We start from the raw sequence: 26,382 nt of genomic DNA, 5'->3' as shown, positions 1-26,382 counted from the left end.
AAGACTTGAGGACCGCATCATGACCGTGAAGATTTCCCAGACTGCCGACATCCAGAAGTTCTTCGAAGAGGCCAGCGGCGCCCTGAACGATCAGGGTAACCCGCGCGTGAAGAACCTCGTCCTGCGCATCCTGCAGGACACCGCCAGGCTCATCGAAGACATGAACGTCACCCCCGACGAGTTCTGGAAGGCGGTGGATTACCTCAATCGCCTCGGCGCCCGCCAGGAAGCCGGCCTGGTCGTTGCTGGCCTGGGTATCGAGCACTACCTCGACCTGCTGCTGGATGCCCAGGACGCGGCGGCCGGTATCGGCGGCGGCACCCCGCGCACCATCGAAGGCCCGCTGTACGTGGCCGGCGCACCGCTGTCCGAGGGCGAAGCGCGCATGGACGACGGCAAGGACGCGGGCACCGTGATGTTCCTTTCCGGGCGCGTGTTCGATCCGCAGGGCAAGCCGCTGGCGGGTGCGGTGGTCGACCTCTGGCACGCCAACACCCAGGGTACCTACTCGTACTTCGACAGCACCCAATCCGAGTACAACCTGCGCCGGCGCATCGTCACCGACGCCGAAGGCCGCTACAAGGCGCGCAGCATCGTACCCAGCGGCTACGGCTGCCCGCCGGATGGCCCGACCCAGGAACTGCTCAATCAGCTCGGCCGTCACGGCCAGCGCCCGGCGCACATCCACTTCTTCATCTCCGCGCCGGGGCATCGCCACCTGACTACGCAGATCAACCTGGCCGGCGACCAGTACCTGTGGGACGACTTCGCCTACGCGACGCGCGACGGGCTGGTCGGCGAGGTGCGTTTCGTCGAGGACGCGGAAGCGGCCAAGGCGCGCGGCGTGGAAGGGCGCTTCGCCGAGATCGAGTTCGATTTCCAGCTACAGCAGGCGGTCAGCGCCGACGCCGAAGACCGCAGCAACCGTCCCCGCGCGCTGCAGGAAGCGTGAGTCCCGCGCGGTGCTGACCCTGTAACGAGCTTGCTCGCGAACCAAGCTATACGGCCGCTCCGGTGCTGGGCGGGTTCGCGAGCAAGCTCGCTCCTACAACAGATCCGCCCGCCGATAGCGCCACGCCCACCCGGAACACCCGTAGGAGCGGACTCCGTCCGCGATGCTCTTGTGCTCGGGGCTATCGCGGACGGAGTCCGCTCCTGCGTTTTGGGGCTGCCACCGAGCGCCTCGATGTCCGTTAGCCCCCTAAGAGAAGTGTTCGATATTCGCACCAATAGTCGATTATCGCATTGTTCGTCCATCCCCCCGACGGTAGTGTTTTCCCATCGGCACAGACCACCAGAACGAGACCGAAAATGGCTGAACTCCTGACTCTCCGCGAAGCGGTCGAGCGCTTCGTCCACGACGGCGACACCGTTGCCCTCGAAGGCTTCACCCACCTGATCCCGACCGCTGCCTCCCACGAGCTGATCCGCCAGGGCAAGAAAGACCTGCACCTGGTGCGCATGACGCCCGACCTGGTCTACGACCTGCTGATCGGCGCCGGCTGCGTGCGCAAGCTGACCTTCTCCTGGGGCGGCAACCCCGGCGTCGGTTCGCTGCATCGCCTGCGTGACGCGGTGGAGAAGGGCTGGCCGCGTGAGCTTGAGATCGACGAGCACAGCCACGCCGACCTCGCCAACTCCTACGTCGCCGGCGCCTCGGGCCTGCCGTTCGCCGTGCTGCGCGCCTACGCCGGTTCCGACCTGCCGAAGGTCAACCCGAACATCAAGTTCATCGAGTGCCCGTTCACCGGCGAGCAACTGGCCGCCGTGCCTTCGGTGCGCCCGGACGTCACCGTGATCCACGCGCAGAAGGCCGACCGCAAGGGCAACGTGCTGCTGTGGGGCATCCTCGGCGTACAGAAGGAAGCCGCCCTGGCTGCCAAGCGCTGCATCGTCACGGTCGAGGAAATCGTCGACGACCTGAACGCGCCGATGAACGCCTGCGTGCTGCCGACCTGGGCGCTGTCCGCCGTCTGCCTGGTGCCCGGCGGTTCGCATCCGTCCTACGCCCACGGCTACTCCGAGCGCGACAACCGCTTCTACCAGGCCTGGGACCCGATCGCCCGCGACCGCAACACCTTCAACGCCTGGATCGACACCTATATCCGCGGCACGAAAGACTTCTCTGAGTTCAAAGCCAAGCTCGCGGAGGCCAAGCAATGAGCGCCTACAGCACCAATGAAATGATGACCGTGGCCGCCGCCCGCCGCCTGAAGAACGGCGCGGTCTGCTTCGTCGGCATCGGCCTGCCGTCCAAGGCCGCCAACCTCGCGCGCCTGACCGCATCGCCTGACGTGGTCCTGATCTACGAATCCGGCCCCATCGGCGCCAAGCCCAGCGTGCTACCGCTGTCCATCGGCGACGGCGAGCTGGCGGAAACCGCCGACACCGTGGTGCCCACCGGCGAGATCTTCCGCTACTGGCTGCAGGGCGGGCGCATCGACGTCGGCTTCCTCGGCGCCGCCCAGGTCGACCGCTTCGGCAACATCAACACCACCGTCATCGGCGACTACCACAAGCCGAAAGTGCGCCTCCCCGGCGCCGGCGGCGCGCCGGAGATCGCCGGTTCCGCCAAGGAAGTGCTGATCATCCTCAAGCAGTCCCACCGCACCTTCGTCGACAAGCTGGCCTTCATCACCTCGGTCGGTTTCGGCGAGGGCGGCGATCACCGCCAGCAATTGGGCCTTCCCGGAAAAGGCCCGGTGGCGATCATCACCGATCTCTGCATCATGGAGCCGGAAGCGGGCAGCAACGAATTCATCGTCACCTCGCTGCATCCGGGCGTGACCCGCGAGCAGGTGATCGAGAACACCGGCTGGGCGATTCGCTTCGCCGAGCAGGTGGCCGAGACCGTCGCGCCGACCGAAGTCGAGCTGGAAGCCCTGCGCGCCCTGGAAGCCCGCACCGCCGCCGCCCATGGTCAACTGGGAGGTGAGGAATGAGCCGCGAAGTCTTCATCTGCGATGCCGTGCGCACGCCCATCGGCCGCTTCGGCGGCTCGCTCTCCGGCGTGCGCGCCGACGACCTCGCCGCCGTGCCGGTGAAGGCACTGGTGGAGCGCAACCCGCAGGTCGGCTGGGCCGCGCTGGACGAGGTGTACCTCGGCTGTGCCAACCAGGCCGGCGAGGACAACCGCAACGTGGCGCGCATGGCGCTGCTGCTGGCGGGCCTGCCGGAAAGCGTGCCGGGTGTGACCCTCAACCGTCTGTGCGCCTCGGGCCTGGACGCGGTGGGCACCGCCTTCCGCGCCATCGCCAGTGGCGAGGCCGAGCTGGTCATCGCCGGCGGCGTGGAATCCATGTCCCGCGCGCCCTACGTGATGGGCAAGGCCGACAGCGCCTTTGGCCGCGGCCAGAAGATCGAGGACACCACCATCGGCTGGCGCTTCATCAACCCGCTGATGAAGGCGCAGTACGGCGTGGATGCCATGCCGCAGACCGCCGACAACGTGGCCGACGAGTACCACGTCAATCGCGCCGACCAGGATGCGTTCTCCCTGCGCAGCCAGCAGCGCGCCGGCGTCGCCCAGGCCAACGGCTACTTCGCCGAGGAAATCGTCCCGGTGGTGATCAAGGGCCGCAAGGGCGAGACAGTCGTGGACACCGACGAACACCCGCGCCCGGACACCACCCTGGAAGCGCTGGCCAAGCTGAAGCCGGTCAACGGTGAAGGCAAGACTGTCACCGCCGGCAACGCCTCGGGCGTCAACGACGGCGCCGTGGCGCTGATCCTCGCCAGCGCCGACGCCGTGAAGAAACACGGCCTGACGCCGCGCGCGAAAGTGCTCGGCATGGCCAGCGCCGGCGTCGCTCCGCGGGTGATGGGCATCGGCCCGGTCCCGGCGGTGCGCAAGTTGCTGGAGCGGCTGAACCTGTCGGTGGACCAGTTCGACGTCATCGAGCTGAACGAAGCCTTCGCCGCGCAGGGCCTGGCGGTGACCCGCGAACTCGGCATCGCCGATGACGACGCACGGGTGAACCCCAACGGAGGCGCCATCGCCCTCGGTCACCCGCTGGGTGCCAGCGGTGCGCGCCTGGTGCTGACCGCTGTGCACCAGCTGCAGAAGACCGGCGGCAAGCTCGGCCTGTGCACCATGTGCGTGGGCGTAGGGCAGGGCGTGGCGCTGGTCGTCGAGCGCGTATAGCTCTTCGTTCTTCGTAGGATCGAGGGGGACGCCTAGCCCTTGCTCGCGAACCCGCCTCTGCAGCGGGGGGTGTTCGCGAGCAAGCTCGCTCCTACAGAGTCCTCCTCTCCGGTCATACTGTCCGACTACGCCTGCCGATCTCCGGAGCCGCCCAGTGAGCACCAACCACCTGTTCGACGCCTACTTCACCCAGCCCGCCATGCGCGCGATCTTCAGCGACCACGGCCGGGTGCAGGGCATGCTCGATTTCGAGGCTGCGCTGGCCCGTGCGCAGGCCCGCGTCGGTGTGATACCGGCCTGCGCCGTGGCGCCCATCGCCGCCGCCTGCCAAGCCGAACTCTACGATTTTGACGCCCTGGCCCAGGCCATCTGCAGCGCCGGCAATTCCGCGATTCCGCTGGTGAAGGCGCTGGGTAGACGTATTGCCAGCGAAGATGCAGAAGCCGAGCGCTATGTGCACCTGGGCGCCACCAGCCAGGACGCCATGGACTCCGGGCTGGTCCTGCAACTGCGCGCCGCCATCGAGCTGCTGGAAAACGATCTCACCCAGTTGGCAGACGCACTTGCCATCCAGGCACAGGCCCACGCCGGCACGCCCATGGTCGGTCGCACCTGGCTGCAGCACGCCACGCCTGTCACCCTCGGCATGAAGATCGCCGGCTGGCTGGGTGCGATTACCCGTCATCGCCAGCGCCTGAACGAACTCAAGCCACGCCTGCTGTGCCTGCAATTCGGCGGCGCCTCCGGCAGCCTCGCCGCGCTCGGCGACCAGGGCTTCGCCGTGGCCGAAGCGCTGGCGCAGGAACTCCATCTGCAACTGCCCGAGCAACCCTGGCACACCCAGCGCGACCGCCTGGTGGAATTCGCCAGCCTGCTCGGCCTGATCGCCGGCAGCCTCGGCAAGTTGGGCCGTGATCTCAGCCTGCTGATGCAGACCGAGGCCGGTGAAGTCTTCGAGCCTTCCGCGCCGGGCAAGGGTGGTTCTTCCACCATGCCGCACAAGCGCAATCCGGTGAGCGCCGCCGTGCTGATCGGCGCGGCCACCCGCGCACCGGGATTGGTCGCGACCCTGTTCTCCGCGATGCCCCAGGAGCATGAGCGCAGCCTCGGCCTGTGGCACGCCGAATGGGAAAGCCTGCCGGAGCTGTGCTGCCTGGTATCCGGCGCGCTGCAACAGGCCCTGGTGCTGGTGCCGGAGTTGGAAGTGGATACCGAGCGCATGCTGGCGAACCTCGACCTCACTCGCGGGCTGGTGCTCGCCGAAGCCGTGAGCATCGCCCTGGCCCAGCGCATCGGCCGCGATGCCGCGCACCATCTGGTGGAGCAATGCTGCAAGCAGGCGGTGAAGGAGGGCGCGCACCTGCGCGAGGTGCTCGGCGCCAATGCCGAGGTTGCCGCACAGCTGAATGTCGAGGAACTGGATCGCCTGCTCGATCCCGCCCATTACCTGGGCCAGGCGCGCCGCTGGGTCGAGCGCGCGCTGGCCGAACATAACCAAGTTTTGCGATAGGAGCCTTTGCATGCCTGCCGTACGTCTCGCCGATGGCGACCTGAATTACCTGCTTGAAGGGCCCGCTGGCGCTCCGGTGCTGGTGCTGTCCAACTCCCTGGGCACCGACCTGCACATGTGGGACGCGCAGATTCCGGCTTTCACCGAACACTTCCTCGTGCTGCGCTATGACACCCGCGGCCATGGCGCCTCGCTGGTCACCCCCGGTCCCTACAGCATCGAGCAGAACGGCCGCGACGTGCTGGCCCTGCTGGATGCGCTGGATATCCCGCGCGTGCATTTCTGCGGCCTGTCCATGGGCGGCCTGATCGGCCAGTGGCTGGGCATCCATGCGTCGGAGCGCCTCTCGCGTCTGGTGCTGTGCAATACCGCCGCCAAGATCGGCACCCCGGAAGTCTGGAATCCGCGCATCGAAACCGTGCTCAGTGGCGGCGCCGAGGCCATGCGCAACCTGCGTGATGCGTCGATCTCGCGCTGGTTCACCGCCGACTTCGCGGAAGGCTATCCGGGCAAGGTAGAGCCCATCGTCGGCATGCTGGCGCAGACCTCGCCGGAAGGTTATGCGGCCAACTGCGCGGCTGTACGCGATGCCGATTTCCGCGGCGAGATCGGCGCGATCTCGGCGCCGACCCTGGTGGTCTGCGGCGCCGCCGATCCGGTGACGACCACCGAAGACGGCCGCTTCCTGCAGGCACGCATTCCCGGGGCGGAGCTGGTGGAGCTGCGCGCCGCGCACCTGTCCAACGTGCAGGCCGGCGACGCCTTCAGCCAGCGCGTGCTGGCCTTCCTGCGCGCATAACGGCTTTTGCTTTTCGTAGGAGCGAGCTTGCTCGCGAACCTAGTCCCGCAACGGTGATTGTTCGCGAGCAAGCTCGCTCCTACAGACCCTGATCCGGAGTTTGAGATGGACGAAAAAGAACGCTACGAAGCCGGCATGCAGGTCCGCCGCGCGGTGCTGGGCGATGCTCACGTCGACCGCAGCCTGCAGAACCGCACTGCCTTCAACGAGGAATTCCAGGAAATGATCACCCGCCACGCCTGGGGTGACATCTGGACCCGTCCCGGCCTGCCGCGCCACACCCGCAGCCTGATCACCATCGCCATGCTGATCGGCATGAACCGCGAGGGCGAACTCAAGCTGCACCTGCGCGCCGCGCGCAACAACGGAGTGACCCGCGAGGAGATCAAGGAAGTGTTGCTGCAGAGCGCGATCTACTGCGGCATCCCCGCTGCCAATGCCACTTTCCACCTCGCCGAGGCGGTGTGGGACGAGCTGGGCACCGAGTCGCTGGACGACGCCTGACGTCCGCGAAGGCGCCGCCCGGACCACGCATCCGGGCGGCGCTGTTCCCGTAGGGCGTATAACGCTCCGCGTTATACGCCGATTGGCCTTGATCCTGTCTCGCTCAAGGTTGAGCTGGGGGCCATTGGCCAAGCTCGACCATGAAGTGAGCGATGAGACAGGTGTATCGGCGTACAACCGCGAACGGTTGTACGCCCTACGATGGGTCTGGATGAAGCCCTCTAGCTGTCCAGCTCCTTCCGATCCCTGAACAACTCCAGCGCCTGCGGATTGGCCAGCGCATCGGTGTTCTTCACTGGTCGGCCGTGCACCACGTTGCGCACCGCCAGCTCGACGATCTTGCCGCTCAACGTGCGCGGAATGTCCGCCACTTCCAGAATCTTTGCCGGCACATGGCGCGGGGTGGTGTTGGCGCGGATGGTCTGGCGGATGCGTTCCTGCAAGGCAGCGTCCAGCACGACGCCTTCGCGCAGGCGCACGAACAGCACCACGCGCACGTCGCCCTGCCAGTCCTGGCCGATGGCGATGGACTCCAGCACCTGCTCGATCTTCTCCACCTGGCGGTAGATTTCCGCGGTGCCGATGCGCACGCCGCCGGGGTTGAGCACGGCATCCGAGCGGCCGTGGATCACCAGGCCGCCGTGCTCGGTTTCCTCGGCATAGTCGCCGTGGGCCCAGACGCCGGGGAAAGTGGCGAAGTAGGCATCGAGGAATTTCTCGTTGTTCTCGTCGTTCCAGAAGCCCACCGGGATCGACGGGAAGTGCCGCACGCAGACCAGCTCGCCTTTCTCGCCCCGCACCGGCTTGCCCGCGTCGTCCCAGACCTCGACCGCCATCCCCAGCCCCTTGCACTGCAGTTCGCCACGCCACACCGGCGCGGCGGGGTTGCCCAGGGCGAAGCAGGAGACGATGTCGGTGCCACCGGAAATCGACGACAGGCAGAGGTCGGGTTTGATGTCGCGATAGACGTAGTCGAAGCTCTCGTGGGCCAGCGGCGAGCCGGTGGAGAGAATGGCCTTCAGGCGCTCCAGCGAGTGGGTCTGGCGCGGCCGCACGTTGGCCTTCTCCAGCGCGGCGATGTACTTGGCGCTGGTACCGAAGACGCTGATGCCCTCGGCATCGATCAGGTCGATCAGCCGCTCCGGGCCGGGGTGGAAGGGCGAGCCGTCGTAGAGCACCAGGCTCGCGCCCTGGGCCAGGCCCGAGACCAGCCAGTTCCACATCATCCAGCCGCAGGTGGTGTAGTAGAACAGCGTGTCCGCGCTGCTCAGGTCGGCGTGCAGGCCGTGTTCCTTCAAGTGCTGCAGCAGCACGCCGCCGGTACCATGGACGATGCACTTGGGCACGCCGGTGGTGCCGGATGAATACAGGATGTACAGCGGGTGGTCGAAGGGCACCGGGGTGAACACCGGTTCCCCGCCGGGTTGGTAGAAGTCCTGCCAGAGGTCGACCCGGGCCAGGGTCAGATAGTCGCCCGGCCGCGCGTCGGGGCGTGCGTAGGGGACTATCACCAACTGCTCCAGGCTGTGCAGCTGGGCGAGGATTTCGTTGAGCTTGGCGGTCAGGTCCAGGGTCTTGCCGGCGTAGCGGTAGCCGGCGCAGGCGATCAGCACCTTGGGTTCGATCTGGCCGAAGCGGTCGATCACCCCCTGGGTGCCGAAGTCCGGCGAGCAGCTCGACCAGGTGGCGCCCAGGCTGGTGGTGGCGAGCATGCCGACCACCGTCTGCCAGGTGTTGGGCATGAACGCCGCCACGCGGTCACCGACGCCCACGCCGGCCTCGCGCAGGGCCAGCTGCAGGCCGGCGACCTGGGCGGCCAGGTCGGCATGGCTGAGCACCTCGCGCTGTTCGTCCTCGCTGATGGCGATCAGCGCGGGGTGATGATCGCGGCGGCGCAGCAGGTGTTCGGCGAAGTTCAGCGTGGCGCCGGGGAACCAGTGCGCATCGGGCATCTCCGGACCTTCTTCGAGCACTGCGCTGGGCGCTTCGTGGAACTGCACGCCGAAAGTATCGACGATGGCCAGCCAGAACGCCTCGCGCTCGGCGATGCTCCAGGCATGCAGGGCGCCGTAGTCGGGAAGGTCCAGCCCGTGCTCCTGCGCCACCTTGCGTCGGAAGGCGTCCATGCGGGTGGCGGCGATGCGTTCGGGGGAGGGGCTCCAGAGCGCCTGGTTCATCGACTACGACTCCAGCTGGTTCTTGTGGGCGAAGGACACCGCCGACGGACGGTGCCTACGCATCATGTCACGAAGCGCCGTAGGAACCCTCAGGTCATTGCGCGACCCAGCCACCATCCATGTTCCAGGCTGCGCCCCGGACTTGCGCGGCGGCCTCACTACACAAGAATAGTGCCAGTTCGCCGAGCTGGTCGGCAGTGACGAACTCCAGCGACGGCTGCTTCTCGGCCAGCAGCTCGTGGCGCGCCTGCTCCGGGCTGGCGCCGGCGGCGATGCGCGCATCGATCTGCTGTTGGACGAGAGGTGTCAGCACCCAGCCGGGGCAGATGGCGTTGCAGGTGATGGCCGTGGTGGCGGTTTCCAGGGCGGTGGTCTTGGTCAGCCCGATCACCCCGTGTTTGGCTGCCACGTAGGCGCTCTTGCCGGAGGAGGCGACCAGACCGTGGGTCGAGGCGATGTTGAGGATGCGTCCCCAGCCGCGCTGGCGCATGCCCGGCAGCGCCAGGCGCGTGGTGTGGAACACCGAGGAGAGGTTGATGGCGATGATCGCGTTCCAGCGCTCCACGGGGAAGTTCTCCAGCGCCGCGACGTGCTGGATGCCGGCGTTGTTGACCAGGATGTCGAGGGCGCCGAAGTCGCGCTCGACATAGGCGATCATCTCGGCGATCTGTTCCGGCAGCGCCATGTCCGCGCCGTGGTGGCCGATGCGCGTGCCGTGTACCGACAGTTCGCGCACGGCCGCGTCGATGTCGCCGAAGCCGTTGACCACCACGTTGGCGCCCGCCTGTGCGAGCCGGGCGGCGATGCCCAGGCCGATGCCGCTGGTGGAGCCGGTGACCAGTGCGGTCTTGCCCTTGAGTGTCATGCAAATTTCCTCTGGAACGGGGGCGGCCGCCGCGCGGCGCCCGCTTGAAAACAACCGGCTTATACAATCCCGGTGGCGTAGAAGGTCCCGATCACCACGAACACCGCGAGGGTCTTGATCAGGGTGATGGCGAAGATGTCCTTGTAGGCTTCGCGGTGAGTCAGGCCGGTGACCGCGAGCAGGGTGATCACCGCGCCGTTGTGCGGCAGGGTGTCCATGCCGCCGGAGGCCATGGCGGCGACCCGGTGCAGCACTTCCAGCGGAATGTTGGCGGCGTGGGCGGCGGCGATGAACTGCTCGGACATGGCCGCCAGGGCGATGCTCATGCCGCCCGACGCCGAGCCGGTGATGCCGGCCAGGCTGGTGACGGTGATGGCCTCGTTGACCAGCGGGTCGGGAATCTTCTTCAACGCGTCGGCCAGCACCAGGAAGCCCGGCAGCGAGGCGATCACCGCGCCGAAGCCGTATTCCGACGCCGTGTTCATGGCCGCCAGCAGCGCGCCGGACACGGCGGTCTTGCTGCCCTCGGCGATCCTGCTGCGGATCACCGCGAAGCTGGTCACCAGCACCAGCAGGATGCCCAGCAGCAGCGCCGCCTGCACCGCCCAGATGCCGGTCAGCTTGGCCACGTCGCTGGCCACTGGCGCGGCCATGCCGGCCAGCTGCAGGCTGTGGGTCGTGCCGTAGACCTGGGGAATCCAGTGGGTGAACAGCAGGTTGGCGACGCCCACCAGCACCAGCGGCGAGAGCGCCAGCAGCGGGTTGGGCAGCTTGATGTCGTCGGCGGTCTCCGGCTCGTTGCGCAGCTCAGTGCCGTAGCCTTCACCGGCGGCGCGTGCCTTGCCGGCCTGGCGGCGGAGGAACAGCATGCCCACGGTGAATACGAACAGGCTACCGATCAGCCCCAGCCAGGGCGCGGCCCAGCCGGTGGTGTTGAAGAAGGCGGTGGGGATGATGTTCTGGATCTGCGGGGTGCCGGGCAGGGCGTCCATGGTGAAACTGAACGCGCCCAGGGCGATGGTCGCCGGGATCAGTCGCTTGGGAATGTCGCTCTGGCGGAACATCTCGGCGGCGAAGGGGTAGACCGCGAACACCACCACGAACAGCGACACGCCGCCGTAGGTGAGCAGGGCGCAGACCAGCACGATCACCAGCATCGCCTGGCGGGTGCCCAGCAGGCGGATGGCGGCGGCGACGATGGAGCGCGAGAAGCCGGACAGCTCGATGAGCTTGCCGAACACTGCGCCGAGCAGGAACACCGGGAAGTAGAGTTTGACGAAGCCGACCATCTTCTCCATGAACACGCCAGTGAAGGCCGGCGCCACGGCGGACGGGTCGGTCAGCAGCACCGCCAGCAGCGCGGCGATGGGGGCGAAGAGGATCACGCTGTAGCCGCGGTAGGCGGCGAGCATCAGCAGGGCAAGGGCCGCAAGGGCGATGACCACGCTCATCGAAGTATCTCCAGTTGTCGCGCGGCCCCGGGCCGCGCGTCATTCTTGTTGTAGTGGGCTTGCTTGACGATCAGGCGCTCAGGCGATTACCAGAGCGGCAGCACGTAGCTGAGGATCAGGCGATTCTCGTCCAGATCGTTGCCGAAATGGCTGGAACGCACCGCCGCATTGCGCCACTTCACGCCGACGTTCTTCAGCGGGCCGCTCTGCACCACGTAACCGATGTCGGTATCGCGCTCCCATTCCTCGCCTTCGGGCCTGTTCGCGCCCAGGTCGATGTTGTCGCCGGACAGGTAGCGCGTCATGAAGGTCAGACCGGGAATGCCGAGGGCGGCGAAGTCGTAGTCGTAGCGGGCCTGCCAGGACTTCTCGTCGCGGTTGGCGAAGTCGCCGATCTGCACGAAGTTGACCAGGAAGGCATCGGTGCCGCCGATGTAGGCGAAGCCGGTGTCGCCGCTCATCGATTGGTAGCCGGCGCCGAAGCCGTGGCCGCCCAGGGTGTAGGTGAGCATGGCGCCGAAGGCGCGGTTGTCGACGTTGCTGTGACCGTCGTCGTCGGAGCGGGCATAGCGCAGATCGGTCTTCAGCGCCTGGCCGGCGGCGATGGGCAGGACGTGCACCAGGTTGACGATGTGCTGGTCGTAGAGCCCGTCGAGCTTGGCGTAGCTGTAGCTGGTGGTCAGCTGCGGCGTCCACTTGTAGCTCAGGCCGGCGAAGTCGAACTGGTCGCTGCTGTCGGTGGCGACGATGCCGCGTGCGCTGCCGCTGGTGACGGTCATGTCCTCGCGGTTGGACGAGTCGCGCTGGCTCACCTGGCGCAGGCGGCCGCCGTCGAAGGTCAGGCCGGCGAACTCGGTGGAGTTCAGGTGGGCGCCTTCGAAGGTCTGCGGCAGCAGGCGCGAATCGTTGGCCAGCACGGTGGGCAGCTTGGGCAGCAGGGTGCCGATCTTCAGCACGCTTTTCGAGGCGCGCAGCTTGGCGGTCAGGCCGAGTTCGCTGTAGTCGTCCGCTGCGCCGTTGACCTTCTCCTTGTCCCGAGGCAGCAGGCCGGAGCCGGCACGGTCGGGGCTGGAATCCAGCTTTACGCCGAGCAGGCCGAGGGCGTCCACGCCCACGCCGATGGTGCCTTCGGTGTAGCCGGATTCGTAGCGCAGCAGGAAGCCCTGGGCCCACTCTTCCTGCTTGGACTGCGCGGCGTTGTCCTGGCGGAAGTCGCGGTTGAAGTAGAAGTTGCGCAGCTCGACGCTGGCCTTGCTGTCAGCGATGAATTCGGCGAAGGCCTGGGGCGAGAGGGCGAGGGTGGAGCCGAGGGCGGTGATAACGGCGGCATGATTGAGCGTGGAGCGGCTCATCGGGTGATCTCCTGGCGCGGCGCCGTGTGCGAAGCGGGACTGGCCGTGGTGTCCGCTGGGTCTGTTCGCGTTCGGGCAGCGTTGATTGTTGTTATGTCGGCTGTGCGGCTCGAAGGCCGCGAGAAGCGACATAGCCAGGACCGTGCCAGGATTGTAACTATTTGATTTTAAAGCCTTATTTTGAGAGCGCGGAGTGTCGGGAGGCAGCGCTTGTCTCCGAATAGAGACGGAATTACGGCGGGATTGACCAGGGATTCGGTGAAATTGAGGGTAATCGGTTTGTCTCTTTTTTGAGACTTGTCTCTGTTTTGGGATTGGCAGGTCAGGCTTGCAGGCCCAGCGCCGCCATCTTCTTGTACAGCGTCGAGCGCCCCAGGCCCAGACGCTGTGCGGTCGCGTCGACGTTGCCGCCATGCTCGGTCAGGGTATTGGCGATCAGCTCGCGTTCGAAGGCGTCCCGCGCGGCGTAGAAGTCCTGTCCTTCGGCCAGCTTGGCGGCTGGCGCTGCCGAGGTAGCCGGCAGCGGTTGCAGCTCACCCAGCGCCGAGCGCAGGGCGGCGGCGTCGATCTGCGGACGGTCGCCCAGCAGCACGGTGCGTTCCAGCAGGTTGCGCAGCTCGCGCACGTTGCCCGGCCAGGCGTGCCGGGCGAGCAGCGCAAGGCCGCCGGCGTCCAGCTCGTAGAGCGTCTGGCGGTCGTCACGCAGGCCGTCGAGGATGGCTTCGCACAGTGCCGGCAGATCCTCCAGGCGTTCGCGCAGCGGCGGAATCTCGATGGGCAGGACGTTGATCCGGTAGAACAGGTCGGCGCGGAAACGCCCCTCGCGCACGGCGGCGTCGAGGTCGATGGAGGTGGCGGCGATCAGGCGGATGTCGCTGCGCAGCACCTCGTTGGAGCCCACCGGCTCGAATTCCTTTTCCTGCAGCACGCGCAGCAGCTTGCTCTGTAGCGTCAGCGGCATGTCGCCGATCTCGTCGAGGAACAGCGTACCGCCCTGGGCGATCTGCAGCTTGCCGGCGCGGCCCTTGCGGTCGGCGCCGGTGAAGGCGCCCGGCGCGGTGCCGAAGAATTCGGCTTCCAGCAGGGTCTCGGGAATGGCGGCGGCGTTGATGCTGACGAAGGGCTTGTCCGCACGGGGGGATGACGCGTGGATGGCGTGGGCCAGCAGCTCCTTGCCGGTGCCGGTCTCACCCAGCAGCAGGATCGGTGCCTCGCTGGCGGCGCCACGGCGGGCGCGGCGCTTCACTTCCAGGCTGGCCGGGCTGGTGCCGATGAAGTGGCCGAAGCTGTACTTGGCCTGACGCGCCTGCAGCAGCGAACGGGTGGAGGCCAGCTCGGCTTGCATGCGCTGGTAGCGGGTGAGCAGCGGCGAGAGCGCCCGCAGCTCATCGAACAGGGCGAAGCCGATGCCGCCGATGACAACGCCTGAGTCATCGCGGATCGGCACGCGCATGACCACCAGCGGGTCCTTGGCCATGTCGAGGATGTCCAGCAGCATCGGCCGGCCGCTATTGACCACTTCGCGCATCAGGCTGCCGGGGATCACCTGTTCCACCGGCCGGCCGATGGCCTGCTCGGCGTTGTCCAGGCCGAAGCGCTGGGCGTAGCGCTGGTTGATCCAGACGATGCGCGCCTCGCGGTCGACGATCAGCGTGCCTTCGCTGAACTGCTCGAAGATCTCGAACAGCGAACGGATCGCCAGTTGGCGGACGCTGGGGTAGTCCTTGAGGCTGTCGGTAGCGGTCATGGGCGGGCCGTGCGCGGGGAGGGCAGAGGGCGCACTGTACCGGGATGTGGGTGCTCTTTGTAGGAGCGAGCTTGCTCGCGAACATTCTCCGCAGCGGGGACGGTTCGCGAGCAAGCTCGCTCCTACAGGGGCTTCAGCGCTTGGACAGTTGTGCTTTCGCCACCCGCGAGCCGTTGGGCTTGTCGAGTACGGCACAGATGCGCTGGCCGGCGTCGATCAATTTGTCCAGGTCGATGCCGGTATGGATGCCCAAGCCGTTGAGCAGGTAGAGCACGTCCTCGGTTGCGACGTTGCCGGTAGCGCCCTTGGCGTAGGGGCAGCCGCCCAGGCCGGCGACCGAGCTGTCGAACACGGCGATGCCTTCGAGCAGGCTGGCGTAGATGTTCGTGGTGGCCTGGCCATAGGTGTCATGGAAATGCCCGGCCAGTTGCGCGCGCGGCACGCGCTGGCCGACGACTTCGAACATGCGGCGGGTGGCCCCGGCGGTGCCGACGCCGATGGTGTCGCCCAGGGAGACTTCATAGCAGCCCATGGCATGCAGCTCTTCGGCGACGGCGGCGACCTGCGCCACGTCCACCTCGCCCTGGTAGGGACAGCCGAGCACGCAGGAGACGTAGCCGCGCACGCGCACGCCGTGTTGGCGCGCCGCTTCCATCACCGGGACGAAGCGCTCCAGGCTCTCCTTGATCGAGCAGTTGATGTTCTTCTGCGAGAAGGCCTCGGAGGCGGCGGCGAACACCGCGACTTCCTTGACCTGGGATTCCAGCGCGGCCTCGAAGCCCTTCAGGTTCGGCGCCAGGGCGGCGTAGGTGACGCCAGCTTTCTGCTGGATGCCGGCGAAGACTTCGGCCGAGCCGGCCATCTGCGGCACCCACTTGGGCGAGACGAAGCTGCCGACTTCGATGTAGCTCAGGCCGGCGGCGGTGAGGTCGTCCACCAGGCGCACCTTGTCGGCGACGGCGATGGGTTGCTTCTCGTTCTGCAGGCCGTCGCGTGGGCCGACTTCGACCAGGCGGACGGATTGGGGCAGGGTCATGGATTGTCCTCGTTGGGTTCGGGCGAAGGCTTTTGTAGGAGCGAGCTTGCTCGCGAACCCGCTTCACACCGGACGCTCAGGGTGCAATGCGTTCGCGAGCAAGCTCGCTCCTACGAAGAGCAGGGCATCGGCGTCAGGCCGGCGTTTCTTCCAGCTCCACCAGCGCCGTACCTTCCGACACCAGTTCGCCTTCGCTGCAATACAGCGATTTCACCACGCCGGCGTGCGGCGCGCGAATGCTGTGTTCCATCTTCATGGCTTCGAGCACCACCAGCGCGGCGCCGGCTTCGACGCTCTGGCCCGGTTCGACCAGGATGCGCACGATGCTGCCGTTCATCGGCGCGCCCAGGCCGCCGTGGTGGGCGTGGGCCGCTTCGGCCTCGGCGATGGGGTCGAAACGCTGCACGGCCACCAGCTCGCCGTTCCATTCCAGATAGAGGCTGTCACCCCGACGGATCACCTGATGGCGGCGGCGAATCTCGCCATCCTTCACGTCCAGCCACTGACCGTCGAGCTGGGCAATGCGCTGGCTGTCGGCATGGCGCAGGCGCACCACCTGGGATTCGCCCTTGGCCAGCAGGTGCAGGTCGGTTTCCCCCGGCAGGCCGCTGCGCCAGCCGCTCCGGGCGGACCAGGGCGAATGGGCATCGTCACCGCGCACGCGGGCGGCTTCGCTCTGTACCCAGGCTTCCGCCGCGAGCTGCCAGAAGCGTTCGGGCAGGGCGTTGGGGGCGGGCAGCATGGTGTCCTGGTAGCGGGCGATGAAGCCGGTATCCAGTTCGCCCTCGGCGAACGCCGGGTGGGCCAGCACGCGGCGCAGGAAGGCCAGGTTGGTCTTGAAGCCGCCAACGGCGGTTTCGCCGAGCATCGACAGCAGGCGCTGGCGCGCCTCCTCGCGGTTCTCGCCCCAGGCGATCAGCTTGGCCAGCATCGGGTCGTAGAACGGCGAGATGTCGTCGCCTTCGCGGATGCCGCTGTCCACCCGGCGGCCGGGGCCGGCGGCGGGTTCGCGGTACAGCGCGAGGTGGCCGCTGGCGGGCAGGAAGCCGCCTTCGGGGTCTTCGGCGTAGAGGCGCACTTCGATGGCGTGGCCCATCAGCGGCACCTGCTGCTGAGTCAGCGGCAGCGGCTCGCCACGGGCTACGCGAATCTGCCAGGCCACCAGGTCGAGGCCGGTGATGGCTTCGGTGACCGGGTGCTCCACCTGCAGGCGGGTGTTCATCTCCATGAAGAAGAACTGGCCGCTGCCTTCGTCGTAGAGGAATTCCACGGTGCCTGCGCCGACGTAGCCGATGGCCTGGGCGGCGCGCACGGCGGCCTCGCCCATGCCCTGGCGCAGTTCGACGGAGAGGCCCGGCGCCGGCGCTTCTTCCACCACCTTCTGGTGGCGGCGCTGGATCGAGCAGTCGCGTTCGTTGAGGTACAGGCAGTTGCCGTGCTGGTCGGCGAACACCTGGATTTCCACGTGGCGCGGCTTGGTCAGGTACTTCTCCACCAGCATGCGCGAGTCGCCGAAACCGGACTGCGCTTCACGCTGGGCGGACTCCAGCGCCTCGGCCAGTTCGGCCTCGCGCTCGACCACCTTCATGCCCTTGCCGCCGCCGCCGGCGGCGGCCTTGAGCAGCACCGGGTAGCCGATGCGCTGCGCCTCGCGCTGGAAGGTGGCGTAGTCCTGCGCTTCGCCGTGGTAGCCGGGCACCAGCGGCACGCCGGCGGTTTCCATCAGCGCCTTGGCCGCGGACTTGCTGCCCATGGCGTCGATGGCGCTGGCCGGCGGGCCGAGGAAGACCAGCCCAGCCTCTTCGCAGGCGCGGGCGAAGCCGGCGTTTTCCGAGAGGAAGCCATAGCCGGGGTGGATGGCCTGGGCGCCAGCGGCCTTGGCGGCGGCCAGCACGGCGTCGGCGCGCAGGTAGCTTTCAGCGGGCTTGGCGCCGCCCAGGTCGATGGCGATGTCGGCCTCTTCGACGTGGCGGGCGTTGCGGTCGGTGGCGCTGTGCACGGCCACGGTGGTCAGGCCCAGGGCCTTGGCGGTGCGCATCACGCGGCAGGCGATTTCGCCGCGGTTGGCCACCAGCAGGGTATCGATCTTGCTCATCAGACTTGCTCCTGCCAGGCCGGTTTGCGTTTTTCCAGGAAGGCGCGCAGGCCTTCCTGCCCCTCGGGGCTGATGCGGATGCGGGCGATGGCCGCTTCGGTGTAGCGGCGCAGTTCGGGCTTGAGCTCGCCGGCGCCGATTTCGTGGAACAGCGCCTTGCAGGCCACCAGCGCCGCCGGACTGTTGTTCAGCAGGTTGGCGATCCAGGCGTCGGCTTTCTCGTCCAGCTCGGCGGCCGGGTAGTGCTCGTCCACCAGGCCCAGCTCGCGGGCGCGAATGCCGCTGAAGCGCTCGGCGGTCATGGCGTAGCGGGTGGCGGCGCGCTGGCCGATGGCCTTGGTGACAAACGGGCCGATGGTGGCCGGGATCAGACCGATGCGCACTTCGGACAGGCAGAACTGCGCATCCTCGGCCGCCAGCGCCATGTCGCAGCAGGACACCAGTCCGACGCCGCCGCCGAAGGCCGCGCCCTGGACGATGGCGAGGGTGGGCTTCTTCAGTTGGTGCAGCTTGTAGAGCAGTTCGGCCAGTTGCTGGGCGTCGTTCAGGTTGCCCTGGTAGTCCAGCTGCACGGATTCCTGCATCCAGGAAAGGTCCGCGCCGCCGCAGAAGTGCTTGCCGCGTCCGCGCAGCACCAGCAGGCGCACGCGATCGTCGTTGGCCACGGCGTCCAGCGCCAGGATCAGCTCGGCAATGGTCTGGGCGTTGAAGGCGTTGTTCTTGTCCGGGCGGTTCAGCCAGAGGTTGGCGACGCCGCGCGGGTCGATGTCGAGTTGTATGTTCTGGAAGTCGGTCATGGCGGCGGCCTTACATGCGGAAGACGCCGAAGCGGGTCGCTTCGATGGGCGCGTTGAGCGAGGCGGAGAGGGCGAGACCGAGCACGTCGCGGGTCTGCGCCGGGTCGATGACGCCGTCGTCCCACAGGCGGGCGCTGGAGTAGTAGGGGTGACCCTGGCGCTCGTACTGTTCGAGGATCGGCGCCTTGATCTTCGCCTCGTCCTCGGCGGACAGTGCGTTGCCTGCGCGTTCGGCCTGCTCGCGCTTGACCTGGGCCAGCACGCCGGCGGCCTGTTCGCCGCCCATCACGCCGATCCGAGCGTTGGGCCACATCCACAGGAAACGCGGGTCGTAGGCGCGGCCGCACATGCCATAGTTGCCGGCGCCGAAGCTGCCGCCGATGATCACGGTGAACTTCGGCACCTGGGCGCAGGCCACGGCGGTGACCAGCTTGGCGCCGTGCTTGGCGATGCCGCCAGCTTCGTACTTCTGGCCGACCATGAAGCCGGTGATGTTCTGCAGGAACACCAGCGGGATGCCGCGCTGGCAGGCCAGTTCGATGAAGTGCGCGCCTTTCTGCGCGGCCTCGGCGAAGAGGATGCCGTTGTTGGCGAGGATCGCCACCGGGTAGCCGTGCAGGTGGGCGAAGCCGCACACCAGGGTGGTGCCGAACAGCGCCTTGAACTCATCGAACTCGCTGCCGTCGACCAGGCGCGCGATGATCTCGCGCACGTCGAAGGGCTGCTTGCTGTCCACCGGGATCACGCCGTACAGCTCGTCGGCGGCGTACAGCGGCGCGCGTGGGGCGCGGGTGTTGAGCTTGCCCTGTTTGGTCCAGTTGAGGTTGGCGATGCAGCGGCGCGCAATGGCCAGCGCATGCTCGTCGTCCTCGGCGTAATGGTCGGCCACGCCCGAGGTCTTGCAGTGCACGTCGGCGCCGCCCAGGTCCTCGGCGCTCACCACCTCACCGGTGGCTGCCTTCACCAGCGGCGGGCCGGCGAGGAAGATGGTGGCCTGGTTGCGCACCATGATGGTCTCGTCGCTCATCGCCGGCACGTAGGCGCCGCCGGCGGTGCAGGAGCCCATCACCACGGCGATCTGCGGGATGCCCTGGGCGCTCATGTTGGCCTGGTTGAAGAAGATCCGGCCGAAGTGCTCGCGGTCGGGGAAGACCTCGTCCTGGCGCGGCAGGTTGGCGCCGCCCGAGTCCACCAGGTAGATGCAGGGCAGGCGGTTCTGCTGGGCGATGGTCTGGGCGCGCAGGTGCTTCTTCACGGTCAGCGGGTAGTAGCTGCCGCCTTTCACCGTGGCGTCGTTGCCGACGATCATGCATTCCACGCCTTCCACGCGACCGATGCCGGCGACCACGCCGGCGGCGGCGACGTCTTCGCCATACACGCCGTGGGCGGCCAGGGCGGAGACTTCGAGGAAGGGGGAACCTGCGTCGAGCAGGCGGTTGATGCGCTCGCGCACCAGCAGCTTGCCGCGCGCGGTGTGCTTGGCCTGGGCGGCGGCGCCGCCGCCTTCGTGGACGCGGCCGAGCAGGGCGCGCAGGTCCTGGACGTTCTCCAGCATGGTCGCGGCGTTGGCGGCGTATTCCGGGGAACGGGTGTTGAGTTGGGTGCCGAGGATGGTCATAGGGTCTCCACGAGCGGGAAAGCTGCTTTTGTAGGAGCGGAGCTTCTCCGCGATGCTCTTGTCCCTGCATTGCCGGGATTTCGCGGACAAGGTCCGCTCCTACGGAAGGGCAGGAGCGGTTGCGTTCAGCGGGTCTCGTTGAACAGCTCGCGGCCGATCAGCATGCGGCGGATTTCGCTGGTGCCGGCGCCGATCTCGTAGAGCTTGGCGTCGCGCAGCAGGCGGCCGGCCGGGTACTCGTTGGTGTAGCCGTTGCCGCCGAGCAGTTGGATGGTGTCCAGGGCCATCTTGGTGGCCATTTCGGCGGTGTAGAGGATCACCGCGGCGGCGTCCTTGCGCGATTCCTCGCCGCGGTCGCAGGCCTTGGCCACGTTGTACAGGTAGGACTTGGAGGCGTTCATGCCGGCGTACATGTCGGCCAGCTTGCCCTGCACCAGCTGGAATTCGCCGATCGACTGCTTGAACTGCTGGCGTTCGTGCACGTAGGGCAGCACCACGTCCATGCAGGCGGTCATGATCCCGGTCGGGCCGCCGGAGAGCACGGTGCGTTCATAGTCCAGGCCGCTCATCAGCACCGCCACGCCACGGCCTTCGGCGCCAAGGATGTTCTCCTCCGGCACTTCGACGTCTTCGAACACCAGTTCGCAGGTGTTGGAGCCTCGCATGCCGAGTTTGTCCAGCTTCTGGTGGCGGGAGAAGCCCTTGAAGTCGCGCTCGACGATGAACGCGGTCATGCCGCGCGAGCCGGCGTTGACGTCAGTCTTGGCGTAGATCACGTAAGTATTGGCATCCGGGCCGTTGGTGATCCACATCTTGTTGCCGTTGAGCACGTAGCGGTCGCCCTTCTTATCGGCTCGCAGCTTCATCGACACCACGTCGGAGCCGGCGTTGGGCTCACTCATGGCCAGGGCGCCGATGTGCTCGCCAGAGCACAGCTTGGGCAGGTACTTCTGCTTCTGCTCGTGGGTGCCGTTCTTGCGGATCTGATTGAGGCACAAGTTGGAATGGGCGCCGTAGGACAGGCCGACCGAGGCGGAAGCGCGGCTGATCTCCTCCATCGCCACCACGTGGGCCAGGTAGCCCATGTTGGTGCCGCCGTACTCCTCTTCCACGGTCATGCCCAGCAGACCCATGTCGCCGAACTTGCGCCACATGTCCATGGGGAACTCGTTGTCGCGGTCGATCTGCGCTGCGCGCGGGGCCAGTTCGGCCTGGGCGAACTGATGAACGGAATCACGCAGCATGTCGATGGTCTCGCCGAGACCGAAGTTGAGGGACGGATAGCTCATGGTCTGCACCTTTTTTGTACTTGGAATCAGGGGGAGGGCGCTCACACGGAGGCGCGTTGCTTCTTCTCGGTCTCGTCGAGGGCAGCCAGGCAGCGTTCCTCGGCGGTGTCCAGTTCCAGTTTCATCTGCTCGATGTCGAGCATCTGCTGCTCCAGTTGGGCGCGCCGGGCGGCGATCTTGCCCATGAAGGTTTCCAGCTGCTTGCGGTTACCGCTGCTGGGGTCGTAGAGGTCGATCAGCTCCTTGCACTCGGCCAGCGAGAAGCCGATGCGCTTGCCGCGCAGGATCAGCTTCAGGGCCACCAGGTCCTTCGGGCTGTAGATGCGCTCCTGGCCACGGCGCTCGGGGCTGAGCATGCCCTGTTCCTCGTAGAAGCGGATGGCGCGGGTGGTGACGTCCAGTTCGCGGGCCAGCTCGGAGATGGTGTAGGTCGTGGGCATGGGAATGCTCTTGCTCGGATGTTTACCTTTACGTTAACGTAAACCTGCCTCGAGTCACTGTCAACACACCTCGAAGGCGGCGTAGGACGGGTAGATGGCGCAGGAATTGCCTCGCGCTCGTATCTGACCTTTCCGACCAGGGGCTTCCCCTTTACGGACGCCGTCTGGGGGTGTACACAGCCCTGACCAGCTTGCGAGTTCCGCGTCCAGACATCCCTGAAACGGGGCACGGAACCTACCGGAGCGATGCATGACCACAAGAACAATAAGCAGCGACCTGCTGCGCGAAGCCCACCTGGCCCGCGAGCACCTGCAACAGGAGGGCGAAGTGCCCAGCGGCGTGCTGCGCGAGGAGATCGACGCTTCCTGGCGACGCAGCCTCGGCCACGGCCTGGACTGCGCCAGCGGCACCGAGCATGGCCTCGATACGCGGATCAAACCCGACGTGCTGCTGGCTGGTAATCGCCTGCTGCTCGACGCGGCGACTCCCGAACTCGACTACCTGCAGCAGCGCCAGGGCCACGACGGCGTGATCATCCTGGCCAACGCCGACGCCACCATCCTGTCCGTCGAAGGCGCTCGCGACCACATGCAGAGCAGGGGCCTGGCCGATATCGTCCAGGGCGCCTGTTGGAGCGAAGCCGCCCGTGGCACCAACGCCCTGGGCACCGCGCTGGTGGAAAAGCGCGCCACGCAGATCGACTGCGGCGAACACTTCCTTGACCGCCTGAGCCGTTTCTCCTGCACCTCGGTGCCCATCGAGGGGCCGCAGGGCAACTTCCTCGGCGTGCTCGACATGACCCGCGAAGGCCCGCTCTCCGGTCCGCGGGAAAGTCTCTCTTTGCTCAGCCTCGCGGTGTTCCAGATCGAGGCGCGGCTGTTCGCCGTCAGCCATCCGGGGCAGGTGGTGATCGCCTTCCATTACCGCCGCCAGTACCTGGACTCCGCCTGGCAGGGCCTGCTGGCGCTGGGGCTGGACGGCAAGGTGCTGGCCGTCAGCGGCCAGGCCTGTCAGTTGCTCGGCGCCACCCGCGAAAGCCTGGTCGGCCGGCGCAGCGAAGACCTCCTCGGTCTGCGCGGCGACCAACTGCTGGGCCGGCTCTACCAGGGCGGCGTCGGCAGCCTGCAGACGCCCAAGGGCGAGCTGTTCTACAAGACCCTCCAGGCGCCGCTGCGCAGCCATGGTGTACCCGTCAGCAACCGCGCGCCGCGCCCGGCTGCGGGCCCGGAACTCGAAGCGCTCGCCGGTAACCACCCGCGCTACGCCCGCGCCCTGCGCATGGCGCGCCAGGGACTGGTCAACGAACTGCCCGTGCTGCTGCTGGGCGAAACCGGCAGCGGCAAGGAAGTGGTGGCCCGCGCCCTGCACCAGGCCAGCGAGCGCAGCGACAAGCCCTTCGTCGCGGTGAACTGCGCGGCGATTCCCGAAGGTCTGATCGAGTCCGAACTGTTCGGCTACCGCGACGGCGCCTTCACCGGCTCGCGGCGTGGCGGCATGGTCGGCCGGCTACAGCAGGCCCATGGCGGCACGCTGTTCCTCGACGAGATCGGCGACATGCCGCTGGCTCTGCAAGCGCGCCTGTTGCGCGTGCTGCAGGAGCGCAAGGTGGCGCCGCTGGGCGCCGGCGAGGAACAGGACATCGACGTTGCGCTGATCTGCGCCACCCACCGCGACCTCAAGCGCCTGGTGGAGGAAAAGCAGTTCCGCGAGGACCTCTACTACCGCGTCAACGGCATCAGCGTGAAGCTGCCGGCGCTGCGCGAGCGCGACGACCTCGCCGAGTTGGCCGCCGGCCTGCTGGCGCGTATGGGGGCGCCGAAGGTGAAACTTTCCGCCGAACTGCTCGGGCTGCTGCGCGAGTACCACTGGCCGGGCAACATCCGCCAGCTGGAGATGGTCCTGCGCACCGCGCTGGCCATGCGCGAGGAGGGCGAGGACGTGCTCGGGCTGGACCATCTGCCCGATAGCACCCTGGACGAACTCAGCGCCGGCGAGCGCCCGCAGAGCGGCAGCATCCGCGAGAACGAACTGGAGCTGATCCGCCAGGCGCTGGAACGCCACCAGGGCAACGTCTCCGCCGCCGCCGACGCGCTGGGCATCAGCCGCGCCACGCTGTACCGCAAGCTCAAGCAACTCAAGGTGGGCTGATGTTCTTCACCCGCCTGATCGAGAGCGACGACCCCCAGGCGCTCAAGGCGTCGCTGCGCTGGCTGTACGGTTTCGTGCGACCGCACCGGGCAGCGATTGCCGGCCTGCTCGGCTTGTCGTTCTGCGCATCCCTGCTGGTACTGGCGCAGCCCTGGCTGACCAAGCTGCTGATCGACGACGGCCTGCTGGCGAAGGACTTCCCGGTACTGGTGATGGTGGCCGGCGCGATGATCGTCGTCGGCCTCGTCGGTACGGCCCTGTCCGGCCTCAACCGCTACCTGCACACGCGGCTGTCCGGGCGCATCCTGTTCGCCCTGCGTGATGCGCTCTACCGCCACCTGCAGACCCTCTCGCCAAGCTTCTTCGGTCGCCGGCGCATCGGCGACCTGATGTCCCGGCTGGATGGCGACGTCGCCGAGATCCAGCGCTTCGCCGTGGACTCGCTGTTCTCCGCCGTCTCCAGCGTGATCGGCCTGGTCGGTGCGCTGGTATTGCTGCTCACCCTGTCGTGGAAACTCTCGCTGCTGGTGGCGCTGCTGATCCCGCTGGACGTGCTCTGGCTGCGCTGGATGCGGCGCAAGGTGGAGCGCGAGGCGCGCGGCCTGCGCGAACGCTCGGCGGACCTCTCGTCGTTCTTCGTCGAGACGCTGCCGGCGATGAAGTTCATCCAGTCCGCCGGCCAGCAGAACCGTGAAGCCGGGCGCCTGGAAGGGTTGGGGCAGGGCTACCTCGGGCAACTGCTGCGCCTGCAACTCACCGAATTCTTCACCCAGGCGGTGCCCGGCACGCTGATGTCGCTGTCCCGTGCCTGCGCCTTCCTGGTCGGCGGCTATTGGGTGGTGCAGGGCACCTGGCAACTGGGTTCGCTGATCGCCTTTTCCACTTACCTGGGCATGGCCATCGGGCCTGTGCAGAGCCTGCTAGGCCTGTACGTGGCATTGCAGCGCATGACCGTCAGCCTCGGCCGGGTGATGGAGCTGCGCGGTGAGGAAGCCAGTATCGCTTCGCCGGTAGCGCCACGGCCGATGCCGTCGGTGGGCGAGCTGCGCCTGGAGAACCTGCACTACACCTGGTCGGGCCGCGCGCAGCCGGTTTTGCAGAACGTGCAGGCGGTGATTCCCGCCGGCCTCAAGGTCGCGCTGAGCGGGCCGTCCGGGGTCGGCAAGAGCACGCTGATCGACCTGCTGCAGCGCTTCTACGATCCCGACCAGGGGCGCATCCTGCTCGACGGCATCGACCTGCGCGAACTCGATCTGCACGCCCTGCGCCGGCGCGTGGCGGTGGTCAGCCAGGACATCGTGCTGTTCCGCGGCAGCCTCGCCGACAACCTGGCCTACAGCGCCCCGGAATCCACTCGTGAGGCCATCGAGAAAGCCGCCCGCGCAGCCCAGCTCGACAGCCTGGTCGCCAGCCTGCCCGAGGGTTTCGACAGCCCCCTGGGCGAGCGCGGCCAGCAGCTGTCCGGCGGGCAGAAGCAGCGCATCGCCATTGCCCGCGCGCTGCTGCAGGACCCGCTGATCCTGGTGCTCGACGAGGCTACCTCGCAGGTGGACGAAAGCACCGAGCGCGAGGTGATCGCCGCCATCGACCAACTGTTCGCCGGTCGTACGCGGCTGTTGATCAGCCACCGTACTTCGACGCTGGCCGCCGCCGACCTGCATCTGGAGTTGCAGGATGGACAGATGCGCGTGCGTGAGGCCCGGCCGGTGCAGCGACATGAAGCCTGAGGTGCGCATCGGCGTGGTCGACAGTGGGCATGCTGACGGGCAGGCGAATTTCGTGGTCGGCGGGCGACGCTTCTGCCTGTCCGATGATGGGTTGGACGAACTGCCGCTGACACGTGATCGCCTCGGCCATGGCAGCGCCGTCTGCGAGGCGATTCTTGCGCGGGCGCCCGAGGCGCGCCTGTGCGTCGCCCAGGTGTTCGATGAACGTGGCGTGACCAGCCCGTTGCAGCTCGCCGCCGCCTTGCGCTGGCTGGGCGAGCAGGGCGTGCGGGTGATCAACCTGAGCCTTGGCGTGCGGCAGGACCGGCCGATACTGCACGATGCGGTGGCCGATCTGGTGGCGGCGGGCGTGCTGATCTGCGCGTCGAGCCCGGCGCGGGGTGAGCCGGTGTATCCGGCGAGCTATCCGGGGGTGATCCGGGTGACCGGGGATGCGCGTTGTCGCGAGCGGGAATGGTCCTGGCTGGACAGTTCGCAGGCGGATTTCGGCGCAGCGGTGAGCGTGGCCGGGCGTTCGGGGGCCAGCCTGGGATGCGCGGCGTTCAGTGGGCACCTGGCGTCGATGCTGACGGAGCGACCGGAGCTGTCGAATCTGGAGCTGATCGAGCAGATGCGCGAGCGGGCTCCTTACCACGGCATCGAGCGGAAGGTGGGTTATGAGTAAAGGTCGAGCGCCTTCCCG

The 26,382-nt window shown here is 67.4% G+C and carries 21 protein-coding genes; 10 read left to right on the top strand and 11 right to left on the bottom strand.

Annotated elements, in window-relative coordinates:
- The first annotated feature begins 19 nt into the window (after nucleotides 1-19).
- The 7 genes from catA (at nucleotide 20) to pcaC (ending at nucleotide 6,957) form a co-directional block, all read left to right on the top strand.
- The gene (gene catA, locus ACAW63_RS21025; RefSeq protein ID WP_371228382.1) at nucleotides 20-952 is read left to right on the top strand and encodes a catechol 1,2-dioxygenase; all 933 of its coding nucleotides are present in this window, start codon (nucleotides 20-22) and stop codon (nucleotides 950-952) included.
- A 359-nt stretch (nucleotides 953-1,311) separates the two neighbouring features.
- Nucleotides 1,312-2,163, top strand: a complete 852-nt coding sequence (locus ACAW63_RS21020; protein ID WP_371228379.1) for a CoA transferase subunit A — start codon at nucleotides 1,312-1,314, stop codon at nucleotides 2,161-2,163.
- The gene (locus ACAW63_RS21015) at nucleotides 2,160-2,942 is read left to right on the top strand and encodes a CoA-transferase subunit beta (RefSeq protein WP_371228377.1); all 783 of its coding nucleotides are present in this window, start codon (nucleotides 2,160-2,162) and stop codon (nucleotides 2,940-2,942) included. Before ACAW63_RS21020 ends, ACAW63_RS21015 begins: the two co-directional genes overlap by 4 nt.
- The gene (pcaF, locus tag ACAW63_RS21010; protein ID WP_371228375.1) at nucleotides 2,939-4,144 is read left to right on the top strand and encodes a 3-oxoadipyl-CoA thiolase; all 1,206 of its coding nucleotides are present in this window, start codon (nucleotides 2,939-2,941) and stop codon (nucleotides 4,142-4,144) included. The genes ACAW63_RS21015 and pcaF overlap by 4 nt, the downstream gene beginning before the upstream one ends.
- Before the next feature lie 199 nt (nucleotides 4,145-4,343).
- Nucleotides 4,344-5,654, top strand: coding sequence for a 3-carboxy-cis,cis-muconate cycloisomerase (locus tag ACAW63_RS21005; RefSeq protein WP_371234737.1), 1,311 nt, complete (start codon nucleotides 4,344-4,346; stop codon nucleotides 5,652-5,654).
- Nucleotides 5,655-5,664: 10 nt separating this feature from the next.
- Nucleotides 5,665-6,453, top strand: coding sequence for a 3-oxoadipate enol-lactonase (gene pcaD, locus ACAW63_RS21000; RefSeq protein ID WP_371228373.1), 789 nt, complete (start codon nucleotides 5,665-5,667; stop codon nucleotides 6,451-6,453).
- 105 nt (nucleotides 6,454-6,558) lie between these two features.
- Nucleotides 6,559-6,957: a 4-carboxymuconolactone decarboxylase gene (gene pcaC, locus ACAW63_RS20995; RefSeq protein ID WP_371228371.1), complete on the top strand. Its 399-nt coding sequence runs from the start codon at nucleotides 6,559-6,561 to the stop codon at nucleotides 6,955-6,957.
- Nucleotides 6,958-7,178: 221 nt separating this feature from the next.
- Here pcaC and ACAW63_RS20990 read toward each other — a convergent pair whose 3' ends face one another.
- The 11 genes from ACAW63_RS20990 to ACAW63_RS20940 all read right to left on the bottom strand — a co-directional run bounded on the left by ACAW63_RS20990 (nucleotide 7,179) and on the right by ACAW63_RS20940 (nucleotide 21,824).
- Nucleotides 7,179-9,134 (bottom strand): acetoacetate--CoA ligase, encoded by a 1,956-nt coding sequence (locus ACAW63_RS20990; protein WP_371228369.1) that lies wholly within the window; start codon nucleotides 9,132-9,134, stop codon nucleotides 7,179-7,181.
- Nucleotides 9,135-9,228: 94 nt separating this feature from the next.
- A complete protein-coding gene (locus tag ACAW63_RS20985; RefSeq protein WP_371228367.1) occupies nucleotides 9,229-9,999 on the bottom strand; it encodes a 3-hydroxybutyrate dehydrogenase in 771 nt (256 codons plus the stop codon).
- 59 nt (nucleotides 10,000-10,058) lie between these two features.
- A complete protein-coding gene (locus ACAW63_RS20980; protein ID WP_371228365.1) occupies nucleotides 10,059-11,450 on the bottom strand; it encodes a GntP family permease in 1,392 nt (463 codons plus the stop codon).
- Between the two features lie 86 nt (nucleotides 11,451-11,536).
- The gene (locus tag ACAW63_RS20975; protein ID WP_371228363.1) at nucleotides 11,537-12,802 is read right to left on the bottom strand and encodes an OprD family porin; all 1,266 of its coding nucleotides are present in this window, start codon (nucleotides 12,800-12,802) and stop codon (nucleotides 11,537-11,539) included.
- A gap of 322 nt (nucleotides 12,803-13,124) precedes the next feature.
- Nucleotides 13,125-14,549 (bottom strand): sigma-54 interaction domain-containing protein, encoded by a 1,425-nt coding sequence (locus tag ACAW63_RS20970; RefSeq protein ID WP_371228361.1) that lies wholly within the window; start codon nucleotides 14,547-14,549, stop codon nucleotides 13,125-13,127.
- Nucleotides 14,550-14,682: 133 nt separating this feature from the next.
- Nucleotides 14,683-15,585 (bottom strand): hydroxymethylglutaryl-CoA lyase, encoded by a 903-nt coding sequence (locus tag ACAW63_RS20965; protein ID WP_371228359.1) that lies wholly within the window; start codon nucleotides 15,583-15,585, stop codon nucleotides 14,683-14,685.
- Between the two features lie 133 nt (nucleotides 15,586-15,718).
- On the bottom strand, nucleotides 15,719-17,680 hold the full coding sequence (locus ACAW63_RS20960) for an acetyl-CoA carboxylase biotin carboxylase subunit (RefSeq protein WP_371228357.1): 1,962 nt from the start codon (nucleotides 17,678-17,680) through the stop codon (nucleotides 15,719-15,721).
- On the bottom strand, nucleotides 17,680-18,477 hold the full coding sequence (locus ACAW63_RS20955; protein ID WP_371228355.1) for a gamma-carboxygeranoyl-CoA hydratase: 798 nt from the start codon (nucleotides 18,475-18,477) through the stop codon (nucleotides 17,680-17,682). Before ACAW63_RS20955 ends, ACAW63_RS20960 begins: the two co-directional genes overlap by 1 nt.
- Nucleotides 18,478-18,487: 10 nt before the next feature.
- Nucleotides 18,488-20,095, bottom strand: coding sequence for a carboxyl transferase domain-containing protein (locus ACAW63_RS20950; RefSeq protein ID WP_371228353.1), 1,608 nt, complete (start codon nucleotides 20,093-20,095; stop codon nucleotides 18,488-18,490).
- Nucleotides 20,096-20,220: 125 nt separating this feature from the next.
- On the bottom strand, nucleotides 20,221-21,384 hold the full coding sequence (locus ACAW63_RS20945; RefSeq protein ID WP_371228351.1) for an isovaleryl-CoA dehydrogenase: 1,164 nt from the start codon (nucleotides 21,382-21,384) through the stop codon (nucleotides 20,221-20,223).
- A 41-nt stretch (nucleotides 21,385-21,425) separates the two neighbouring features.
- Complete coding sequence (locus ACAW63_RS20940; RefSeq protein ID WP_275611496.1) at nucleotides 21,426-21,824, bottom strand: MerR family DNA-binding transcriptional regulator; 399 nt, start codon at nucleotides 21,822-21,824, stop codon at nucleotides 21,426-21,428.
- A gap of 250 nt (nucleotides 21,825-22,074) precedes the next feature.
- On the opposite strand from ACAW63_RS20940, the gene ACAW63_RS20935 reads away from it, so the two are divergent.
- From ACAW63_RS20935 to ACAW63_RS20925, 3 genes are read left to right on the top strand one after another with little or no spacing between them, the layout of a single operon-like run.
- Nucleotides 22,075-23,973, top strand: a complete 1,899-nt coding sequence (locus ACAW63_RS20935; RefSeq protein ID WP_371228348.1) for a sigma-54-dependent Fis family transcriptional regulator — start codon at nucleotides 22,075-22,077, stop codon at nucleotides 23,971-23,973.
- Nucleotides 23,973-25,700, top strand: a complete 1,728-nt coding sequence (locus tag ACAW63_RS20930) for an ABC transporter ATP-binding protein (protein ID WP_371228346.1) — start codon at nucleotides 23,973-23,975, stop codon at nucleotides 25,698-25,700. Before ACAW63_RS20935 ends, ACAW63_RS20930 begins: the two co-directional genes overlap by 1 nt.
- Nucleotides 25,690-26,364: a S8 family serine peptidase gene (locus tag ACAW63_RS20925; RefSeq protein ID WP_371228344.1), complete on the top strand. Its 675-nt coding sequence runs from the start codon at nucleotides 25,690-25,692 to the stop codon at nucleotides 26,362-26,364. Before ACAW63_RS20930 ends, ACAW63_RS20925 begins: the two co-directional genes overlap by 11 nt.
- Nucleotides 26,365-26,382: the final 18 nt, after the last annotated feature.

Source organism: Pseudomonas sp. QE6, assembly GCF_041379005.1.
In the GTDB taxonomy this organism is placed as follows: Bacteria; Pseudomonadota; Gammaproteobacteria; order Pseudomonadales; family Pseudomonadaceae; genus Pseudomonas.
This window is presented reverse-complemented; position numbering and strand designations above follow the sequence as displayed.